Origin of the sequence: Sphingobium sp. B11D3B (genome assembly GCF_025961735.1) — a bacterium.
Taxonomy (GTDB): domain Bacteria; phylum Pseudomonadota; class Alphaproteobacteria; order Sphingomonadales; family Sphingomonadaceae; genus Sphingobium.
In genome coordinates this window covers 3,621,487-3,641,607 of record NZ_JAOQOF010000001.1, presented here as the reverse complement: position 1 = coordinate 3,641,607, position 20,121 = coordinate 3,621,487, and the positions used below count along the sequence as shown (strand labels likewise).

Sequence of the window (20,121 nt, the reverse complement as noted above, 5' to 3'; positions counted from 1 at the left end):
ACCCGATGCCCGAGCCGCTCCGTCTCGTCATGCCGGCGCCCGTCTACCTGCCTGCCTATCGCGCGGCGCTGGAAGCGGGCTGGTCGCCGGACACCGTGCTGGGCAATCTGGCGACCCAGCGCGAGCTGGACCGGATCGACCGCGACGTCATGGCCTTCCTTCTGTCACTGGATGATCCCAAGGCCAAGGGGCCGCCGGTGCTGATGAAGGATGGGACGCCCCGGCCACGTCTACCGGGCTATCGCCGCTGGATGTGGGATGGCGAGTTCTGCGGCAGCATCAGCCTGCGCTGGCAGGAGGGCACGGCTGCGATGCCGGACTACTGCCCCGGCCATATCGGCTTTTCCGTCGTGCCCTGGAAGCGCGGGCACGGCTATGCGGCGCAGGCGCTGGGCGCCTTGCTCCCTGAGGCACGTGGACGCGGCCTCCCCCATGTCGACCTGACGACGAACATCGACAACGACGCGGCGCGCCGGACGATCGAGCGATGTGGCGGGATTCTGGTCGACCATGTCGAGAAGGACGCCGGCGACGGTGGCGGCAGCGCCGCGCGCTATCGGATCATGCTGGGATAATCGCCCGACGATCGGCAAGCCATGCTCGCCACCCTCGCGACCAAAGAAACATAAGCCCAAATGAGAGGGGCCGCCGGAACTTCCCATCGGAGGTGCCGAGCGGCCCATCAGCATGGTCAGCGGCCGGAAGTGCCGCCACCCGGGGATTTACGCCGCGGTCCGGTTTCCCTCAGGAGACCCTCGCGCGACCCGCCACCAATGCCTTAGCGGCAGGCTCCCCGAACGGACTTGACCGACCCCATTGCTGAACCATGAGACATCGGATCACCTCCTTTCGCTTGCGTTGAAACTCTCTCGCCGGGTTGGCTGGAAGCCGTGCGTCCCTGCGATGGCTTAGATGTGAGTCATTCCGCGCCTGCGAACAAGACTTGTAATTATCTTTTTTCGAATCATAATCATGCGCTCGCCGATTTTAGGGCGACGCAGCCGGAAGGGCCTAGCTCCGGCAGTCCTCTACAACGCGCCCGATTTCTGAGACCACCGGCAGAATGATCCGTTGCCCGCCTGCGGGCTCGATGGACACGCGACCGCGCGAGAACGCCACCCAGTCCAGCCCGGGATCGCTGGCGGGTCGCGTGATGACCAGCGCGCTGGTGCCGGCCATCGGCTGTGTGGCCCCGCTCCAGTCGAGCACGCCCTTGCTGGTGCGCAGGGTGACGCGCGGACTAGCGCTGCCCGCCAGCGTCATCGACACTTGCCGACTGCTCTTCTGACAGCGCAGGACTACCAGCGGCGCGACAGGCGAGGCGCCGAAGCTGGCGACACTCTCACCAGTGCGGCTTTCATAACCCCAGTTACCGGACGTCACCGGCGCCACTTCCCAGGCATCGTTCGACTGCGACGGGGCAGGGACTGGCGCGGGTGCCGGAGCAGTTGGCGCAGGCGTGGGCGCAGGCGAAGGCTGCCGACCGCCGGTTTCCGGCACGACCTGGCAACCAGCCAGCGCGATAATAACGAGGGAAGCCGCAATATGCGGCGCGACAAATTCTGCGATGCGCATGATCAGGGCCGGACCTGACCGGTGCCGCGCACGACCCATTTGTACGTCGTCAGCCCTTCCAGCGCCACCGGCCCGCGTGCGTGCATCCGCCCCGTGGAAATGCCGATCTCGGCGCCAAGACCGAACTCGCCACCATCGGCAAACTGGGTGGAGGCGTTCCACATGCAGATCGCGCTGTCGCAGCGGGCAAGGAACTGCTCGGCAATCGCAGCGTCCTGCGTGATGATCGCATCGGTATGGTGGCTGCCATGCACGGCGATGTGATCGAGCGCCTCATCGACGCCATCCACGAAGCGCGCCGCGATGATGGAATCGAGATATTCGGTGTTCCAGTCGCCATCCTGCGCCGGCTCGATGCGGGGGTCGAGCTTGGTGACGGCCTTGTCGCCGCGCACCTCGCATTGCGCATCCAGCAGCGCCGCCACCAGCGCTTGCGGCTCGGCATAGCCCTTGTCGATCAGCAGCGTCTCTGTGGCGCCGCAGATGCCGGTGCGCCGCATCTTGGCATTGACCACGATCTCGCGGGCCATTTTGGGGTCGGCGGCGGCGTGGACATAGGTGTGGCAGATGCCATCGAGATGGGCGAGCACGGGCACCCGCGCCTCGTCCTGAACGCGCGCGACGAGGCTCTTGCCCCCGCGCGGCACGATGATGTCGATCAGACCCACAGCGCGTAGCATCGCGCCCACCAGCGCACGATCGGTGCTGGGAACATATTGCACGGCATCGGCGGGCAGGCCGGCCTCGGTAATGCCGCGTACCATGGCAGCGTGGATCGCCCGGTTGCTCTCCACCGCTTCCGATCCGCCGCGCAGGATCACCGCATTGCCGGAGCGCAGGCCCAGCGCAGCTGCATCAGCGGTGACATTGGGGCGGCTCTCATAGATGATGCCGATGACGCCGAGCGGTACCCGTACACGGCTGAGGCGCAGGCCATTGGGCCGCTCGGATTCATCGATGACCTGCCCCACCGGATCGGCAAGATTGGCGACCTGTTCGACCGCGTCGGCAATGCCATTGATCCGCGCCTCGTCCAGCCGCAGCCGGTCCAGCATCGCCGAGGAGAGGCCATTGGCGGCGCCGCGCTCCATATCGGTGCGATTGGCTCGGACGATCTTCGGCATCGCCTCCCGCAATGAACGGGCCGCGGCAACCAGCGCCTGCGCCTTCAGCTCGCTCGGCGCCTGCGCCATGTCCGCAGCGGCGCGGCGGGCTCGCGCACCCATCTGGGCAATGAGCATTTCAGGCGTCTGCGTGAGATCATTCATGGTAAGAGTCGTCCTGTCCGGCGGAGGGCACTCCCCATAGCATGGGGAGAGAGTCGCGCAAATGGCGGCAACCCGACGCATGGCGGAGCGTTTGCCCTTTCAGCCGAAGGGAACCGCAAGCGATGCCCAAAAGGGAGACGAGCATGAACCGACTGAGCCAGATTTCCTCGATTGCCGCGCTCACCTTCATCCTTGCGGGATGCCAGGTGTCGCCCGATGCGGACAATCAGGCCAATGGCATGAACGCGGCGCAGGCGGACGAAGCCCTCGATAACGCGCTCAATGCCAATGACAGCGGCACCACTTCGGTACAGCCGGAATTTCTCGGCACGCTCGTTCCCCCTGCCCCTGGCGAGCAGGGCGGCCTGCCCGATGACCGCACCCCGCTCAACGAGGCGGCCGCGCGCGTGCCGACCAGCGTCGAGGCTTCCGGCGCGACCATCCAGCTTTGGGGCCTCGCGCTGGCGCAGGGCCGCTTTGGCGATGCCTACCGGCTCTACGCCGATTCCGGGCGGGGCAGCGGCATGACGGAGGCCCAGTTTTCGAGCGCCTATAACCGTTATAACGATGTCCAGGTTCTGGTCGGCCGGCCCCAGTCGACCAGCAGTCAGCGCGTGAAAGTGCCGGTGCAGATGTATGGCCGCATGCGCGAGGATGGTCGCCCGTTCAACATGATCGGCACGATGACATTGGTGCGCAACCCGGGCGGACAGAAAGGCGAGAGCGGCCAGATGGCCTGGCTGATCGCGGAGTCGGATCTCTCGCCGCGCGGCACGGTGAAGATCATCCCGCCGGGCGGCGAGACAGGCGCCGGCGCCATTCCGCAGGCCTTCCGGGGCAACTGGTCGTCCAGCACCGCGGCATGCGGCAAGCCCGGCGACAATATGCGGCTAGCGGTGGGCGCGGACGACATCACATTCTACGAGAGCGTGGGCAAGGTGACGCAAGCCCGCCCGCTCTCGCCCAATCGCCTGAGCGTCACCGCCACTTACTCGGGCGAGGGCGAAAGCTGGACGGATACTGCCGCGCTGACTCTCTCCGGCGGGGGCGACGTGTTGACCATCGGGTCCGTCAAGCGCGTGCGCTGCCCGAGCTAATGCCCCGCACGAGGCTGGCGCAATAGCAGGACATTTAGCGGCCAGCGTTTGAATAGCCGGGCAGAGAAATGTCCGGATTGATAGCCTTGCGTGTGTCTACGATCCGCTTTACGCCCGCCACCGCCGCCCTGTTTGTCAGACAGTATCCGCCTCCGAAGGGGCGGACATGCAGCGCCGGCAGGGAGAGGCGCGATGAGTCAAACGACCAGGCTGTTGGCAGGCCGGCTTCGCTGGGGCGTCCTCGCCGTGCTGTTTGGCGTCACCGTCATCAATTATGCGGACCGGGCGATCCTCTCGCTGGCGGCGCCCCTGATGACGCGCGATCTCGATATCGATCCGCTGCAACTCGGCATCGTCTTCTCGGCCTTTGGCTGGTCCTATGTCGCGGCGCAGCTGCCGGGCGGATGGTTGCTCGACCGGTTTGGCGTTCGGCGCGTCTATCTCGTTGCCATTGTGGGCTGGTCGCTGTTCACGGCCGCGCAGGGCCTGGTGGTGTTCCTCTCCGGCGCCGCCGCCATCACCGCGCTCTTCCTGCTCCGACTCCTCGTTGGTCTGGCCGAAGCCCCGTCCTTCCCCGGCAATGCGCGGATCGTCGCCAGCTGGTTTCCGGCCAGCGAACGCGGCCGCGCCACCGCCATTTTCACCTCCGCGCAATATTGCGCGACGATCCTGTTCGCGCCCATCATGGCCTGGATAATCGGGGTCATTGGCTGGCCGGAGGTCTTCCTGTTCATGGGCGGGGTCGGGCTGGTCGCGGCCATGGCCTGGGCGCGCACAGTCCACGAGCCCCATCGTCACCCGCGCATCCAGCCCGCAGAGCTGGCACTGATCGTCGATGGCGGCGCCTTGATCGAAAAGGCCGAACCGGCAGGCCGGCCGGATGGCGAGACGGCGCGGCACGTGCGGGCCCTCATTCTCGCCCCGTCGCTTTGGGGGCTCTATCTCCACCAATTCTGCGTGAACGCCCTCACCTATTTCTTCATCACCTGGTTCCCGGTCTATCTCGTGCAGGAGCGTGGCCTCTCGATTATCGAGACCGGGCTGATGACCGCCATTCCATCGATCTGCGGCTTTCTTGGCGGCTTGCTGGGCGGCCTGTGGTCGGACTGGCTGCTCAAGCGCGGGCATAGCCTCACGCTGGCCCGCAAACTCCCCATTGTCACCGGCATGATGGGGTCGCTCGCCATTCTCGGCTGCAATTACACCAGCGCACAGACCATGATCATGATCTTCATGAGCCTCGCCTTTTTCGGCAAGGGCTTCGGCGCGCTGGGGTGGGCCGTCATGTCCGATATCGCGCCACCCGGTGCGGCGGGTTTGAGCGGCGGCATCTTCAACATGTTCGGCAACATGTCGTCCATCGTGACGCCGATCGTGATCGGCTTCATTCTGCAGCAGACGCAATCTTTCGAGCTGGTGCTGATCTTCCTCGCCGGCTGCGGCTTCACGGCCGCCTTCAGCCTGCTCTTCCTGTTCGGCAAGGTCGAGCGCATGAAAGCGCTCGCCCCTGCCGCTGGATAACCCGAAGCAATTTAGTCAGAGTTATTGATCGATCGGCTGCGGCTCGGGCAAGGCGTTGGTCGGCTTCGCACCCCACAACGCATAGAACAGCACGTAGAGTTCGCACGCCGCCGTCAGCAGGAACGACATTTGCAGGCCGTAGCTGTCCGCCAGCCAGCCCTGCACGATGACCAGCGCGCCGCCGGCAATCGCCATGATCAGCAGCCCCGAGCCTTCCTCGGTCAACGGTCCCAGCCCCTTGATGCCGAGCGTGAAGATGGTCGGGAACATGATCGAGTGGAAGAAACCCACGAGGATCAAGGCCCACATCGCCGCCGGGCCGGTGGTGAAGACCGTGACCAGCATCACCACGAACGCACCGATGGAGAAGGCCGCCAGCACCGTCTCCGCCGGAATCTTCTGCATGATCGCCGAACCGACGAAGCGGCCGACCATCATCCCGCCCCACAGGAAGGTGAGGTAGCGACCGGCCTGCTCATGGGTGAGGTTGGCGATGTGCGGCTGACTGACGAAGTTCACGAACAGATTGGCGACGCCGATCTCGGCAATCAAATAAATGAAAATCGCCGGCACGCCGAACACCAGATTGCGGTGCCGCCAGAGCGAGTGGTTGCGGCGCTCCTCCTTGCTCGCGCGATTGGCGGCCGACCCCATGGCGGGCAACGGAAAGCGCGCAATGACGATGGCGAGCACGATCAGCACGACCGCGACGAGGCCATAAGGCAAGATCACCGATTGCGCATCGGCAAGGCGCTCCGCCTGGGTGAGCACGACGCCTGCTTCCGCTGTGCCGCCCTTTGAGCGCCCGAGGATCAGATAGGCGCCGAACAAGGGCGCGAACATCGTGCCCGCCGAGTTCATGGCCTGCACGAGATTGAGGCGCGAGGATGCCGTCTCCGGCGAGCCGACCACCGCAACATAGGGATTGGCGGCAACCTGCAGCAGCGTGATGCCGCTCGCGATCACAAAGAGCATGACGAGGGTGACGCCATAAGACGGCACGCTGGCGGCAAGCATCATGCCCAGCGACCCCGCCGCCATCACCAGCAGGCCGACGACCAGCGACTTCTGATAACCGATCCGCTTGATCAGCCAGGCAGATGGGATCGACGCGACGAAATAGGCGATGAACCAGACCGATTCGATCAGCGTTGTCTGCGTATAATTGAGATCGAACACGCTGCGCAGATGCGGCAGCAGCGTGTTGTTGATGACGGTGATGAAACCCCACATGAAAAACAGGCTGGCCAGCAGCACCAGGGCCGGGGTGTAATTGACCCCGCCGCTGTCCTTGCTCACCCCATTTGCAACCCCTGCCGGTCCGGCCATCGGCTCCATCCCCTCATCAATTTTACCGAGGCGTTTTCGCCGGAATGTCGGCTTGCGTCAATGTCATTTGTCTGACTATAAACCCGCACAGCGCGGATAGAGACAAAAGGATTAGGGCAGGGATGCGAAGTGCATATTGGATAGCGATCATCTCCGGAACGCTGGCGATGGCGATGCCGGTTTCCGTGGTTCAGGCCGCCGAGGCGCACCGCGCAGCTGCCGGCACCCTCGCCGATGGCACCGCCATTGAGGCGGTCACGCTCAAGAACGCGCAAGGCGTGGAAGCGAAGATCATCACTTATGGCGCCACGCTGCAGTCGCTGCTCGTCCCCGGGCGAGACGGCAAGCGGGCTGATGTCGTGCTCGGGTTCGACAGTGCGGCCCAATATGAGGCGCACCCCAATTATCTCGGCGTTACCGTCGGGCGGTTCGCCAACCGCATCGCCAATGGCCGGTTCGCGCTGGATGGCAAGACCTACCAGCTGACGCAAAATGACGGGACCAATTCGCTGCATGGCGGCGGCAAGGGCTTCGATCGCGCCGTATGGAAGATCGTCTCGGTGGAGAGCGGCCCGACCGCGCGTGTCGTGCTCGCCCATGTCAGCCCGGATGGCGATGCCGGCTACCCCGGCAAGCTGGACGTCACCACCACTTACACGCTGGATGAGAGCGGCGCGCTCGGCATTGCCTTCGAGGCCAGGACGGACAAGCCGACCATCGTGAACATGACCAACCATGCGCTGTTCAACATGGCCGGCGAGGAGTCACCCGGCGGCGCGCTCGACCAGTTGCTGACCATACCCGCCAAGGCCTTCACGCCCGTTGATGCCAAGCTGATCCCCACCGGCGAGTTGCGCCCGGTGGCCGGCACGCCTTTCGATTTTCGCAAGCCGCGCCGCATCGCGCAGGACATTCGCGATGGCCGGGACGATCAGATCCGCGCAGGCCGGGGCTATGATCATAATTTCGCGCTCGACAAGGGCGTGACAGCCAAGCCGGAACTGGCCGCGCGTCTCGAAGACCCCGCCTCCGGGCGCGTGCTCGAAGTGCTCACGACCGAGCCGGGCGTGCAATTCTACGCCGGCAATTTCCTGGATGGCACGGTCCCCGGCAAAAGCAGCCGCCTGTACCGCATGGGGGATGGTATCGCGCTCGAACCGCAGAAATTCCCGGATGCGCCGAACCATCCCGATTTCATTTCCGCCCGCGTCGATCCCGGCAAGCCCTATCGGCATGCCATGATCTACCGCGTTTCAATCCAGCAGGGCACACACCACAAATGACAGACCCAAAGGGCTCGCGCCTGCGCTCGCGCGCATGGTTCGACAATGACGACAATATCGACATGACGGCGCTCTATCTGGAGCGTTACCTGAACTTCGGCCTCAGCCTCGAGGAACTGCGCTCGGGCAAGCCGATCATCGGCATCGCCCAGACCGGCAGCGATCTCTCGCCCTGTAACCGCCACCATCTCGTGCTGGCCGAGCGGGTGCGCGAGGGCATTCGCGAAGCCGGCGGCATCGCCATCGAATTCCCCGTCCACCCCATTCAGGAGACGGGCAAGCGCCCCACCGCCGGGCTGGACCGCAACCTCGCCTATCTCGGTCTGGTCGAGGCGCTGTATGGCTACCCGTTCGATGGCGTGGTGCTGACCACCGGCTGTGACAAGACCACGCCCGCCGCGCTGATGGCCGCCGCAACGGTGAACATTCCGGCCATTGCGCTCTCCGTCGGCCCGATGCTGAACGGCTGGCATGAGGGCGAGCGCACCGGATCCGGCACCATCGTGTGGAAAGCGCGGCAGATGCTCGCCGCCGGCGAAATCGACGATGAGGGCTTCATCAAGCTCGTCGCCTCCTCGGCCCCCTCGACCGGTTATTGCAACACCATGGGCACGGCGACGACCATGAACAGCCTTGCCGAGGCGCTGGGCATGATGCTGCCCGGCTCCGCCGCCATTCCGGCGCCCTATCGCGACCGGCAGGAAGTCGCCTGGCGCACCGGCAAGCGCATTGTCGAGATGGTGGCGGAAGACCTCAAGCCGTCCGACATTCTGACGCTCGACGCCTTCCACAATGCCATCGTGGTGAATTCGGCCATCGGCGGCTCGACCAATGCGCCCATCCACCTCGCGGCGATTGCGCGCCATATCGGCGTCGATCTGCCGCTCAAGGATTGGGAGCGGCTCGGCCACAAGGTGCCGCTGCTGGTCAACCTCCAGCCGGCCGGCGAATATCTGGGCGAGGATTATTATCGCGCCGGCGGCGTGCCCGCCGTGGTCGCGCAGCTCATCCGCCACGGCCTGATCCGCGAAGGCGCGCTGACCGTGAACGGCGCCAGCATGGGCGACAATTGCCGGGATGCGCGCATCATGGACGAGCGCGTCATCCATCCGTTCGAGCAGCCGCTGGTCGAGGACGCCGGCTTTCTGGTGATGAGCGGCAATCTGTTCGATGCCGCCATCATGAAGACCAGCGTGATCAGCCAGGAATTCCGCGACCGCTACCTTTCCAACCCGGACGCACCGGGCGTGTTCGAAGGCCCCGCCATCGTGTTCGACGGCCCGGAGGATTATCACAAGCGCATCGATGATCCGGCCACCGGCATTACCGAGAACACGCTTCTCTTCATGCGCGGCGCCGGCCCCATCGGCTATCCCGGCGCGGCGGAGGTGGTGAACATGCGGCCGCCGGCCTATCTCATTACGGAAGGAATCAGCGCCCTGCCCTGCATCGGCGACGGGCGCCAGTCCGGCACCAGTGCCAGCCCGTCGATCCTCAATGCCAGCCCGGAAGCGGCGGCCATGGGCGGTCTTGCCCTGTTGCGCGACGGTGACCGGGTGCGCATGGACCTGAATGCCTGCACGGTGGATGTGCTGATCGCCGACGCGGAGCTTGCCGAGCGCCGTGAAGCCCTGATAGCCAAGGGTGGCTATGCCTATCCCGCGTCCCAGACCCCATGGCAGGACATCCAGCGTTCGCTTGTCGGGCAGCTGGACAAGGGCGCGATTCTGGAAGGCAGCGAGCAGTTCCAGCGCATCGCGCAAACCCAGGGCCTGCCGCGCGACAATCACTAAGGCCGAAAGGGCAGCAGGATGACGGGCTGGCGGATCGTCGAGCGCGACGTGCGCGACGAGCTGGGCGAGGGGACGCTGTGGAGCGCGCGCGACAACGCGCTCTACTGGACGGACATTCTCGCGCCGGCTCTCAACAGGCTCTCGCTCGCCGATGGCACGGTCGACCGCTGGGCGATGCCCGAGCGGCTGGGCTGGGTGGTCGAGCGCGATCAGGGCGGTTTCATTGCCGGGTTCGCGAGCGGCTTTGCGCGGCTCTCGCTCGATCCCCTCACCATCGAGCCAATTGGCAACCCCGAGCCGCATCTGCCGGACAACCGTATGAATGACGGTAAGGCCGATGCCGGCGGGACGATCTGGTGCGGCACCATGCACAGCCGGATCGAGGGCGAAAGCGGCACGCTCTACCGGTTCACGCCGGATGGTCGCTGGACGCCGATGGACAGCGGCTACACCGTCACCAACGGCCCTGCTTTCTCAACCTGCGGCCGCTGGCTCTACCACACCGATACCATGCGCGGGCTCATCTACCGGTTCGCGCGCACGCCGGATGGTGGCATCGCCGACCGCGAGATCTTCGTCCGCTTTGGCGAGGGAGATGGCGGGCCGGACGGCATGACCGTCGATGCCGAGGACGGGCTGTGGGTCGCGCATTGGGGCGCCGGCCGGGTGAGCCGCTTCCGCCCCGATGGCACGCTGGATCACAGCATTTCGCTACCCGCCTCCCAGATCACCAATGTCGCCTTTGCCGGTGAGAAGCTCGACCGGCTTTTCGTTACCTCTGCTGCGACCGGTCTGCCTCCTTCTGACTATGATGGCGCCCTGTTCGAGATCGAGACGCGGTTCACGGGCGTCGCGCCGGGCCTGTTTCCGGCCTGACATCGACGCCAAGCTTCATCCGTCCTGCCCTGATCCTATTAGCGAGTGGCTATAACTTATAGCCTCGCAGGCCGTTGCTTCTACCTGTCTCTCCGCATGACAAGGTGGTTCAAAATAGGGAGAGGAACGATGAGCTATTCAAGGAAGATGGCGTCCAAAGCCGCATGGCGGGGCGCCAGCCGGCTGATTATCGCGGCATGTGCGGGCCTTGGGCTTTCCGCCGCGACGGCGCAACAAGGCGCCAACTCGCAGCAGGCCTCGCCGCCGGTCGGCCCTGACTGGACCTACTATCCGCAGCCGACCAAGGCCCCCAAGGGTGCCCCCAATATCATCCTCATCCTTATGGACGATGTGGGCTTCAGCGCCTCCACCTCTTATGGCGGCCCCATTCCGACGCCAGTGTTCGACAGTCTCGCTGCCTCCGGCCTGCGCTACACGCGCTTCCACACCACCGCCATGTGCTCTCCGACGCGGGCCGCGTTGCTTACCGGCCGCAACCACCATGCCGTCGGCAATGCATCGATCTCCAACGTGTCGATCGATGCCCCGGGCTATACCTCTGTGATGCCGGACAGCGCCGCGACGCTGGGCCGGGTGCTGCGCGATAATGGCTATGACACGTCGTGGTTCGGCAAGAACCACAATATCCCCGACTGGGAAACCGGGCCGATGGGACCGTTCAAGCGCTGGCCGATCGGTCTGGGCTTTGATTATTTCTACGGGTTCAACGGTGCGGGCGCCGACCAGTTCAACCCGACCATTGTCGAGAATATCAACCCCGTGCGGCGCGACCGGACGGACGATAATTATATCTTCGACCGCGATATGACCGACAAGATGCTGGGCTGGCTGGGCGCGCAGCAGGCGCAGGACCCGAACAAGCCCTTCTTCCTGTATGTCGCGCCCGGCGCCATGCACGGTCCGCAGCAGGCCCCGGCCGATTGGGTGGCCAAGTTCAAGGGCAAGTTCGACATGGGCTGGGACAAGATGCGCGACCAGATTTTCGCGCGTCAGAAAGCCATGGGCATCATCCCCAAGGACGCCCGCATGGCGCCGCCCCTGCCCGGCGTGCCGCGCTGGGATAGCCTGCCTGCCGATCAGAAGGCGCTTTACGCGCATATGATGGAAGTGGCCGCCGCGCAGCTTGCCTTCTTCGACAATCAACTGGGTCGCGTGATCGAGCGGGTGCGTCAGGATGGCGAGCTGGACAACACGCTGGTGATCTTCATCAACGGCGACAACGGCGCGGCGCTGCACAATATGTACGGCTCGATCAACGCTTACTCGCAGTTCGCCGGCATCAAGGAAACGCCCGAGACGCTGCTGCCGCAGAAGGACAAGTTCGGTACGGAGGAGAGCTTCGGCAACTATCCGGTCGGCTGGGGCTATGCGCTCAACACGCCCTACCCATGGGGCAAGACGGTCGCCTCCCAGCTCGGCGGGCTGCGTGTGGGGATGGTCGTCTCCTGGCCTGACAAGATCAAGGACAAGGGCGGCATCCGCACCCAGTTCAGCCATGTCATCGACATCGCGCCGACCATCTATGACGTGGTGGGGATTACCCCGCCGGCCACGGTGGACGGTGTGGCCCAGCAGCCGATCGACGGCATTTCGATGAAGTACAGTTTCGATGCCCCCAAGGCCCCGTCGCAACGGCGCGAGCAGTATTTCGAGATGCTGGGGAGCCGCGGTTATTACAAGGATGGCTGGTTCGCCGGGACCGAGGTCAATTGGGAACCATGGGGACCGAACAAGACCGACCCGACCAAGGCCGGCTGGGAGCTGTATAATCTCAACGAGGACTGGTCGCAGACCCGCAATGTCGCCGCGCAGTATCCCGACAAGCTGGCCGAACTGAAGGCGGACTTCGAGGCGGCGGCCCAGAAGTTCCATGTCTATCCGCTCTCGGCCGACTTCTTCGAGCGGCTGAACTACAAATATCGCCCCAACGCCCTCGCGCCCGAGCGGACGCGCACTTATTATACGAGCGACATCCGCTATCCGGCCGTGACCTTCCCGGAACTCAACCCCAACTGGACTGCCGAAGCCCGCGTCAAACTCAGCGGATCAGCGGTCAGCGGGCCAATTCTGACCCAAGGCGCCAAGTTCGCGGGTTATACGCTCGCGATGGAGAACGGCGTGCCGGTCTTCACCTACAACCCCTCGGGCCGCGCGCAGGAACGCAAGGTCCTGCGGGGCACCCAGGCGCTCGGTGCGGGCGACCATGTGATCACCGCCCAGATCGCCCCGGCGAGCGAAGGGCTGACGATCTCGTTGCTAGTCGACGGCAAGTCGCAAGCAACAGCTTCGATCCCCCGCGTCATCAAGATCGTGACCGGCGAAGCGATGATCGGCCACGCGCTGATCGATGATCGCACGGGGCCGCTGAACTTCCCCGATACGATCGAGAAGGTGACGATCACCAGCTACTGAGACCAGCACTTGCCCATGGCCGCCTGCCTATCGGTGGGCGGCCATGTCATTTGGGGTATGCAGGCCGCTTAGCGGCCGCTGTTGACCAGCAGCAAAATGGCCACGATCAGGATCGCGAGTGCCTGGAAGGTCACGCGGCCCATCATCGCCTTGTTCTGGCGCAGGCTGGACTGGCTCGGGCCGGTGCCATCGCCTTTCAGCTCCGCCTCGGTCGTGCGCAGGAACGTCACGATACCGCGAACGAGCATGAAAAGTGCGCCTAGCATGGCGAGCACCAGCAGGATGATCATGAGGGCATTGCCCATAGCTTGTCTCCTTGTGGCCCCGATTTAGGAGGCTTCGACCCTGATTCCAACCGGAAAGCGGCCAGCCCGCAAATCTTCGGCGAGCGCCGGCCCGGAAAGGCCCTGATCGCGCAGTTCCGCGAGGCTCAGGCCATCGGCGCGCTTGGCAAGGCGCTTGCCCGCCGCATCCACGATCAGCCTGTGATGCCGGTAGCGCGGACTGGGCAGGCCGAGCAGCGCCTGCAGGGTGCGATGGGCGTGGGTGGAGGCGAACACGTCCCGCCCCCGAATGACATGCGTGACGCCCTGCGCCGCATCGTCCACCACCACAGCAAGATGATAGCTGGCCGGCCGGTCCCGCCCCTTGATGATCAGATCGCCCAACGCGTCAGGCTCGACGGGGACGGTGCCGGCAAAATCATCCTGCCAGGCCAGTGGACCGGTGCGCGCCAGCGCGGCGCCCATGTCCAGCCGCCAGCTATGCGGATCGCCCGCCGCGATCCGTGCCGCGCGCTCGTCCGGCGACAGCGCGCGGCAGGTGCCGGGATAGAGCGGCCCGTCGGCGCCATGCGGGGCGTGCAGGCTCGCGGCCAATTCCCGCGCGATATCGCCGCGCGTGCAGAAGCAGGGATAGACGACGCCCGATGCTTTGAGTCGGTCCAGAGCCTGCTCATAGGCATCGAAGCGCGTCGACTGGATCATCAGCCCGTCCCAGCCGATGCCGAGCCAGCGCAGGTCTTCATAGATGCCCTCGGTAAATTCGGGCCGGCAGCGGGTGACGTCGGTATCCTCGATGCGCAGCAGGAAGGTGCCGGCATTTTCCCGCGCGAAGTCATGAGCCTGCAACGCCGACCAGCCATGGCCGATGTGCAGGCGCCCGGTCGGGCTCGGCGCGAAACGGGTCACCACATGTCGTGGAGAGTCGTTTTCCATCATACAAGGCCTTGACGAAGACTCATCGTCTCTGCTGTCATATGCACGTCACGCTTCTCTTGGAGAGAGTGCGGCGAAACGAAAGGGGCAAGAGCGCGCATGTATCATCCCGATCGAATACGCCATCCAGAAAATTGCCCGGCGCTCGTGTTGAACGCCGACTACACCCCGCTTTCTTATTATCCGCTGAGCCTCTGGCCCTGGCAAACCGCCATCAAGGCGGTTTTTTTGGATCGGGTGGACATCGTCTCCAGCTATGAGCAGGAAGTTCATTCGCCGAGTTTCCAGATGCAAATCCCCTCGGTGATCGCGCTCAAGCAATATGTGCGGCCGAGCGAGCATCCCGCCTTCACCCGCTTCAACCTCTTCCTGCGCGACAAATTCTCCTGCCAGTATTGCGGATCAACCAAGGATCTCACTTTCGATCATGTCGTGCCGCGCCGCGCGGGTGGCCGCACGACCTGGGAGAATGTCGCCACCGCCTGCTCGCCGTGCAACCTCAGGAAAGGTGGACGCACCCCGCGCGAGGCGCATATGCCGCTGCGCCAAATGCCGATCCGCCCGACGACCTGGCAATTGCAGGACCATGGCCGCGCCTTCCCGCCCAACCATCTGCACGAGAGCTGGCACGACTGGCTCTATTGGGATGTCGAACTGCTGGCCTGAGCCAGGGAACCCGTCTCCGCCCTGCCCCTTGCACGCGGCTCTGGAGCCGCTAAGAAGCCGCGATGGACCGTATTCTCATCCGCGGCGGCAAGCCGCTCTCCGGCAAACTCCCCATCTCCGGCGCGAAGAACGCCGCGCTGACGCTGCTGCCTTGCGCGCTGCTGACCGAGGAACCGGTGACCCTGCGCAACCTGCCCCGCCTGGCGGACGTGGACAGCTTCGGCCATCTGCTCAACCAGCTTGGCGTCTCGACCACCATCGAGGGATCGCGGCAGGAAGATTTCGGCCGGGTGATGACGCTCAAGGCCGCGCGCGTCACCTCGTCGGTCGCGCCCTATGACATCGTGCGCAAGATGCGCGCCTCCATCGTTGTGCTGGGGCCACTGCTGGCGCGCACCGGCGAGGCGACCGTTTCGTTGCCCGGCGGCTGCGCGATCGGCAATCGCCCCATCGACTTCCACCTGCGCGCGTTCGAGACGCTGGGCGCGACGATCGAGATGGCCAATGGCTATGTCCGCGCCATTGCGCCGGATGGTGGCCTTAAGGGCGCGCTCGTCACCCTGCCCTTCCCCTCGGTCGGCGCCACCGAGAACACGCTGATGGCCGCCGCGCTCGCCAATGGCGAGACGATCATCGAGAATGCCGCGCGCGAGCCTGAGATTGTCGACCTGTGCGGCCTGCTTGTCGCCATGGGTTGCGAGATCGAGGGCATCGGTACGGACCGGATCGTCATCCACGGCAAGCAGCGCCTCTATGGCACCACCTATCGGGTGATGGCAGACCGCATCGAGGCGGGAAGCTATGCCTGCGCCGCCGCGATCACCGGCGGGGAGCTGGATCTGATCGGCGCCAATGCCGATGACATGCACGCGATCCTCAAGGGCCTGCGCGATGCCGGCGTCCACATCGAGGAAAGCAAGACGGGCATTAAGGTCGCGGCCGACGGCCCGCTGAAGCCCCTGACGCTGACCACGGCGCCGCACCCCGGCTTCCCCACCGACATGCAGGCGCAATTCATGGCGATGCTGACGCTGGCCGGTGGCGCGAGCGTGCTCACCGAAACGATCTTCGAGAACCGCTACATGCACGTGCCCGAGCTGGCCCGCATGGGCGCGGACATCACCGTAAACGGCCGCACCGCCGTGGTGCGCGGCGTGGAAAAGCTGACCGGCGCCCCCGTGATGGCGACCGACCTGCGCGCCTCGATGAGCCTGATTCTCGCCGGCCTCGCCGCACAGGGAGAGACGGTGGTGAGCCGCGTCTACCATCTCGACCGGGGCTATGAGCGGCTGGAAGAGAAACTGAGCGCGGTCGGCGCCGACATCGAGCGCGACAGCGACGGGTAAGCTCGCGACGGCTAGGCTCGCGCCGGCCGTGCAATCCCCGGCTGAGTGACGTCTGCAGACAAACCCAGACCCTCCCCGAGCGTGCTCGGGGAGGGGGACCGCCGGCAAAGCCGGTGGTGGAGGGGGCAAAATCCGACGCTGCGCATCCGCCCCTCCACCATTTGCTACGCAAACGGTCCCCCTCCCCATGCAGATATGGGGAGGAACCTGGAAGGCGGTTGCAAACCTCCCCTTTTCGTCATTTCCGCGAACGCGGGAATCCAGGGGCGCCTGCGCAGTGCGGCTGGATTCTGGATTCCCGCGCTCGCGGGAATGACGGTGAAGGCTATGCCGCCGATCTTACCAGTGCAGACTTAAAACGGTGCCGCTCAGGCCGCCGTATCGATGCCCAGTTCGGCGAGCTTGCGGTAGAGCGTCGAGCGGCCGATGCCGAGGCGGCGGGCCACTTCCGTCATGCGGCCGCGATAATGGCCGATGGCGAGGCGGATGACGTCGGCCTCGATATCGGCCAACGCGCGCAGATGGCCGTTCGGCTCGTAGAGCGTGACGCCGATGCCGCTTTCCTGCGCGTTGCGGACCATGGGCGTGACCTGCCCGTTCTCGCGCCGCACCGGTTCGCTCTGGTTGAGCTTGCCGGAGAGTTGCGGGAAATCCGCGGCCGTGAGGGCATCCCCCTCGCACAGCACAGCCGCGCGGAAGAGCGTGTTGTGCAACTGGCGGACATTGCCCGGCCAATCGTGCAGGGCGAGCAAATTGATCGCCTCATTGGTGATGCCGAGGCTGCGCATCCCCGGCTGCGCCACCACGCGCTCCAGCAAATGACGCGCCAGCGCGGGTATATCGCCGCGACGATCCCGCAGCGGCGGAATGGTCAGCTGGACGACGTTGAGGCGGTAATAGAGGTCTTCGCGGAAACGCCCCGCCTCCACCTCGTCGAGCAGGCGTTTGTTGGTCGCCGCGATCACGCGGACGTCGACCTGACTGGGCAGGCGCGCGCCGACGGGCTGGATCTCGCCATCCTGCAGCACGCGCAGCAGCTTGACCTGCGCATCGAGCGGCAATTCGCTGATCTCGTCGAGAAAGATCGTGCCGCCATTGGCGGTGCTGAACTTGCCGACATGCCGATCGAACGCGCCAGTAAAGGCGCCGCGTTCGTGGCCAAACAGGTCCGATTCGACCAGATTGGACGGGATCGCGCCGCAATTGACCGTCACCATCGGCGCGCGGGCGCGCGGACTGGCGGCGTGGATGGCGTGGGCGATGACTTCCTTGCCGACACCGCTTTCCCCCTCGATGAGGATGGGCACGCGGGCACGCGCTGCCTTGGCGGCGATGGCCAGGGCGGAGCGGAAGGTGGGCGATGAGCCGACAATCTCGTCGAAGCCGAGCGGTGCCCGGTTCTTCTCGGTGAGCGGACGCAGTTCCCCTGCGCTGCCGGCATGATTGAGCGCGGCTTGCAGCGCGCTCAGGAAACTGTCCGGCGCGATCGGCTTAATAAGGAAATCATGGGCGCCGGCGCGCATCGCATCCACCGCCCGCTCGGCAGAGCCATTGGCGGTGATGACCAGAACCGGTAATTGCGGGCGACGGACGCCGATGGCACGGATGAGGTCGCTGGCCTCGCCTTCCTGCGTCCAGTCGTCAATCATCACGGCATTGATGCGCGCGCCTTCACGGGAATCGAGCAGCTCGAGCGCATCCTCCGCCGTGCTCGCGCTCATCGCGCGCCAGCCCGCCCGATGGGCCATGGCAATATTGAGTCGGCGCTGCGCCGGCTCATCATCGACCAGCAGCAGAACAGGATTTTCGGGATCGGTCATGCTCTCTTCCGCTCGTTGCAGCCGACGGAATTAAAGAGAGGGGGTAAAGAGGCTGTTAAGCCGACCTGTCTTTGCGGCAAGCTGCTTGAGGCCGCCAAATAATGCCGCTAGGACATTGCGAAGACGACAATCTGGAACAGGATAGCCATGGCGCACGAACAGGACATGAATCAGGCAACCGGCAGCTACAGCGGCTTCGTGACGCTGATGAAGTGGGGCACGATTCTCAGCGCAATCGCCGCGCTCATCGTCATCATGATCATCGCCTGATCCCTCCGAACGGGGGGATGTTCATGAAAATCGCCGTCATTCGCGAGACCGCCGCTGGCGAGCGGCGCGTGGCCGCGTCGCCTGAAACCGTCCGCAAGTTCAAGGCGCTCGGGGCGGAGCTGGCGGTGGAAACGGGCGCGGGCCTTTCTGCCAGCGTCTCCGATGCCGAGTATGAGGCCGCGGGAGCGACGGTGACCGACCGGGCTGCCACCGTGCAGAACGCGGGCATTATCCTGTGCGTGCAGGGGCCGGAGCCCGAGAGCATTGCGGGCGCGGCGCCGGGCGCATGGCTGGTCGGATCGCTCAACCCATTTGGCGAGCGCGCGCGGATCGACCGTTATGCGGCCGCCGGGCTGGAAGCGCTGGCCATGGAGTTCATGCCGCGCATCACCCGCGCGCAGAGCATGGACATTCTCTCCTCCCAGTCCAACCTCTCGGGCTACAAGGCGGTGCTGGACGCCGCCGCCGAATATGGCCGCGCCTTCCCGATGATGATGACGGCGGCCGGCACCGTGTCCGCCGCCCGTGTCTTCGTGATGGGCGTAGGCGTCGCGGGGCTGCAGGCCATCGCCACCGCCCGCCGGCTCGGCGCGCAGGTGAGCGCGACGGACGTGCGCGCCGCGACCAAGGAACAGATCGAATCGCTCGGCGCCAAGCCGATCTTCGTCGATGCGGTGAAGGGCATCGAGGGCGAAGGCAGCGGCGGCTATGCCACCGAAATGTCGCCGGAATATCAGAAAGCGCAGGCCGAGCTGGTCTCCAGTCATATCGCCAAGCAGGACATCGTCATCACCACGGCGCTGATCCCTGGCCGCGCGGCGCCGCGCCTGATCTCGGACGCGCAGATCGGGACGATGAAGCCGGGCAGCGTGATCGTGGATCTGGCCGTCGAGCAGGGCGGCAATGTCGAGGGCGCGGTGCCAGGCGAAATCGCCCTGCGCCATGGCGTGAAGATCGTCGGCCACCGCAACATGCCCTCGCGCCTCGCGGCGGACACCTCGGCGCTTTTCGCGCGCAATCTCTACAATTTCCTGTCCGCTTATTGGGACAGGGACGCCAATGCGCCGGCGCTGCCGGATGACGACGAGATCGTGAAAGGCATCCGCGTCACCCAGGGCGGCAAGGTGGTGAATGAGAGGCTATTGGGATGAGGACCGATCCTCCCCATGCCCCGCATGGGGAGGGGGACCATTCGCGGACAGCGAATGGTGGAGGGGTTGCACCCCGAACCCTCGCAAGACGGCTACGCGCGTCGATGTCGCTCCCCGAAGTGCTATTATGGCAGCAGCTGCGCCGGCGCTCGCTTGGGCTGCGCTTTCGTCGCCAGCACCCGATCCCGCCCTATGTCGTGGATTTCTACTGCGCACGGCAGCGGCTCGTCGTCGAGATCGACGGCGAAGCGCATAACCGGGGCGATCGCCCGGCGCGGGACGCATCTCGTGATGCCTTTCTGACCGCCAGAGGCCTTCGTCCCTGCCGGATCAATGCGGCCGAAGTTCTCGCCGATCCCGTCGCGGTTGCGCAGGCCATTGCCCAAATGGCCGCCCACCCCCTCCACCATTCGCTGGACGCGAACGGTCCCCCTCCCCATGCGCTGCATGGGGAGGATCATGCCGGAGCCTGACCC

General features: G+C 65.2%; 18 protein-coding genes. 12 read left to right on the top strand and 6 right to left on the bottom strand.

The window, feature by feature from the left end; translation table 11 throughout:
• The first annotated feature begins 5 nt into the window (after positions 1 to 5).
• On the top strand, positions 6 to 575 hold the full coding sequence (locus M2333_RS16870; protein WP_264612522.1) for a GNAT family N-acetyltransferase: 570 nt from the start codon (positions 6 to 8) through the stop codon (positions 573 to 575).
• Positions 576 to 1,011: 436 nt separating this feature from the next.
• Here the strand turns inward: M2333_RS16870 and M2333_RS16865 are convergent, their stop codons facing one another.
• Positions 1,012 to 1,575, bottom strand: coding sequence for a hypothetical protein (locus M2333_RS16865; protein ID WP_264612521.1), 564 nt, complete (start codon positions 1,573 to 1,575; stop codon positions 1,012 to 1,014).
• Positions 1,576 to 1,577: 2 nt separating this feature from the next.
• On the bottom strand, positions 1,578 to 2,843 hold the full coding sequence (locus M2333_RS16860) for a glutamate-5-semialdehyde dehydrogenase (RefSeq protein ID WP_264612520.1): 1,266 nt from the start codon (positions 2,841 to 2,843) through the stop codon (positions 1,578 to 1,580).
• Positions 2,844 to 2,986: 143 nt separating this feature from the next.
• On the opposite strand from M2333_RS16860, the gene M2333_RS16855 reads away from it, so the two are divergent.
• Positions 2,987 to 3,940: a hypothetical protein gene (locus tag M2333_RS16855; RefSeq protein WP_264612519.1), complete on the top strand. Its 954-nt coding sequence runs from the start codon at positions 2,987 to 2,989 to the stop codon at positions 3,938 to 3,940.
• Between the two features lie 192 nt (positions 3,941 to 4,132).
• Positions 4,133 to 5,461 carry an MFS transporter gene (locus M2333_RS16850; protein WP_264612518.1) on the top strand — a complete coding sequence of 443 codons (1,329 nt, stop codon included), beginning with the start codon at positions 4,133 to 4,135 and terminating at the stop codon, positions 5,459 to 5,461.
• Between the two features lie 21 nt (positions 5,462 to 5,482).
• On the opposite strand, the gene M2333_RS16845 is transcribed toward M2333_RS16850, so the two are convergent.
• A complete protein-coding gene (locus M2333_RS16845; RefSeq protein WP_413716511.1) occupies positions 5,483 to 6,760 on the bottom strand; it encodes a sugar MFS transporter in 1,278 nt (425 codons plus the stop codon).
• A gap of 203 nt (positions 6,761 to 6,963) precedes the next feature.
• Here M2333_RS16845 and M2333_RS16840 point away from each other — a divergent pair, with 203 nt between their 5' ends.
• The 4 genes from M2333_RS16840 to M2333_RS16825 all read left to right on the top strand — a co-directional run bounded on the left by M2333_RS16840 (position 6,964) and on the right by M2333_RS16825 (position 13,175).
• Positions 6,964 to 8,073: an aldose epimerase family protein gene (locus tag M2333_RS16840; RefSeq protein ID WP_264612653.1), complete on the top strand. Its 1,110-nt coding sequence runs from the start codon at positions 6,964 to 6,966 to the stop codon at positions 8,071 to 8,073.
• Positions 8,070 to 9,866 carry an IlvD/Edd family dehydratase gene (locus tag M2333_RS16835; RefSeq protein WP_264587788.1) on the top strand — a complete coding sequence of 599 codons (1,797 nt, stop codon included), beginning with the start codon at positions 8,070 to 8,072 and terminating at the stop codon, positions 9,864 to 9,866. Before M2333_RS16840 ends, M2333_RS16835 begins: the two co-directional genes overlap by 4 nt.
• 18 nt (positions 9,867 to 9,884) lie before the next feature.
• The gene (locus tag M2333_RS16830) at positions 9,885 to 10,742 is read left to right on the top strand and encodes an SMP-30/gluconolactonase/LRE family protein (RefSeq protein ID WP_264612516.1); all 858 of its coding nucleotides are present in this window, start codon (positions 9,885 to 9,887) and stop codon (positions 10,740 to 10,742) included.
• A gap of 129 nt (positions 10,743 to 10,871) precedes the next feature.
• Complete coding sequence (locus M2333_RS16825) at positions 10,872 to 13,175, top strand: arylsulfatase (protein WP_264612515.1); 2,304 nt, start codon at positions 10,872 to 10,874, stop codon at positions 13,173 to 13,175.
• A 68-nt stretch (positions 13,176 to 13,243) separates the two neighbouring features.
• On the opposite strand, the gene M2333_RS16820 is transcribed toward M2333_RS16825, so the two are convergent.
• Together M2333_RS16820 and gluQRS are read right to left on the bottom strand one after the other, a co-directional pair.
• Complete coding sequence (locus M2333_RS16820; RefSeq protein WP_181560534.1) at positions 13,244 to 13,480, bottom strand: twin transmembrane helix small protein; 237 nt, start codon at positions 13,478 to 13,480, stop codon at positions 13,244 to 13,246.
• A gap of 24 nt (positions 13,481 to 13,504) precedes the next feature.
• A complete protein-coding gene (gene gluQRS, locus M2333_RS16815) occupies positions 13,505 to 14,395 on the bottom strand; it encodes a tRNA glutamyl-Q(34) synthetase GluQRS (RefSeq protein WP_264612514.1) in 891 nt (296 codons plus the stop codon).
• Between the two features lie 96 nt (positions 14,396 to 14,491).
• On the opposite strand from gluQRS, the gene M2333_RS16810 reads away from it, so the two are divergent.
• Together M2333_RS16810 and murA are read left to right on the top strand one after the other, a co-directional pair.
• Entirely contained in the window at positions 14,492 to 15,058 is a 567-nt protein-coding gene (locus M2333_RS16810) for an HNH endonuclease (RefSeq protein WP_264573529.1), read from the top strand.
• Positions 15,059 to 15,120: 62 nt separating this feature from the next.
• A complete protein-coding gene (gene murA / locus M2333_RS16805; protein ID WP_264573530.1) occupies positions 15,121 to 16,404 on the top strand; it encodes a UDP-N-acetylglucosamine 1-carboxyvinyltransferase in 1,284 nt (427 codons plus the stop codon).
• A gap of 368 nt (positions 16,405 to 16,772) precedes the next feature.
• Here murA and M2333_RS16800 read toward each other — a convergent pair whose 3' ends face one another.
• Positions 16,773 to 18,224: a sigma-54-dependent transcriptional regulator gene (locus tag M2333_RS16800; RefSeq protein ID WP_264612513.1), complete on the bottom strand. Its 1,452-nt coding sequence runs from the start codon at positions 18,222 to 18,224 to the stop codon at positions 16,773 to 16,775.
• Positions 18,225 to 18,371: 147 nt separating this feature from the next.
• On the opposite strand from M2333_RS16800, the gene M2333_RS16795 reads away from it, so the two are divergent.
• Genes M2333_RS16795 through M2333_RS16785 form a run of 3 tightly spaced genes read left to right on the top strand, consistent with a single transcriptional unit; the run spans position 18,372 to position 20,118 of the window.
• On the top strand, positions 18,372 to 18,494 hold the full coding sequence (locus M2333_RS16795; protein ID WP_181560539.1) for an aa3-type cytochrome c oxidase subunit IV: 123 nt from the start codon (positions 18,372 to 18,374) through the stop codon (positions 18,492 to 18,494).
• Positions 18,495 to 18,517: 23 nt separating this feature from the next.
• Entirely contained in the window at positions 18,518 to 19,645 is a 1,128-nt protein-coding gene (locus M2333_RS16790; protein WP_264612512.1) for a Re/Si-specific NAD(P)(+) transhydrogenase subunit alpha, read from the top strand.
• On the top strand, positions 19,642 to 20,118 hold the full coding sequence (locus M2333_RS16785) for an endonuclease domain-containing protein (protein WP_319801318.1): 477 nt from the start codon (positions 19,642 to 19,644) through the stop codon (positions 20,116 to 20,118). Before M2333_RS16790 ends, M2333_RS16785 begins: the two co-directional genes overlap by 4 nt.
• Positions 20,119 to 20,121 lie beyond the last annotated feature (3 nt).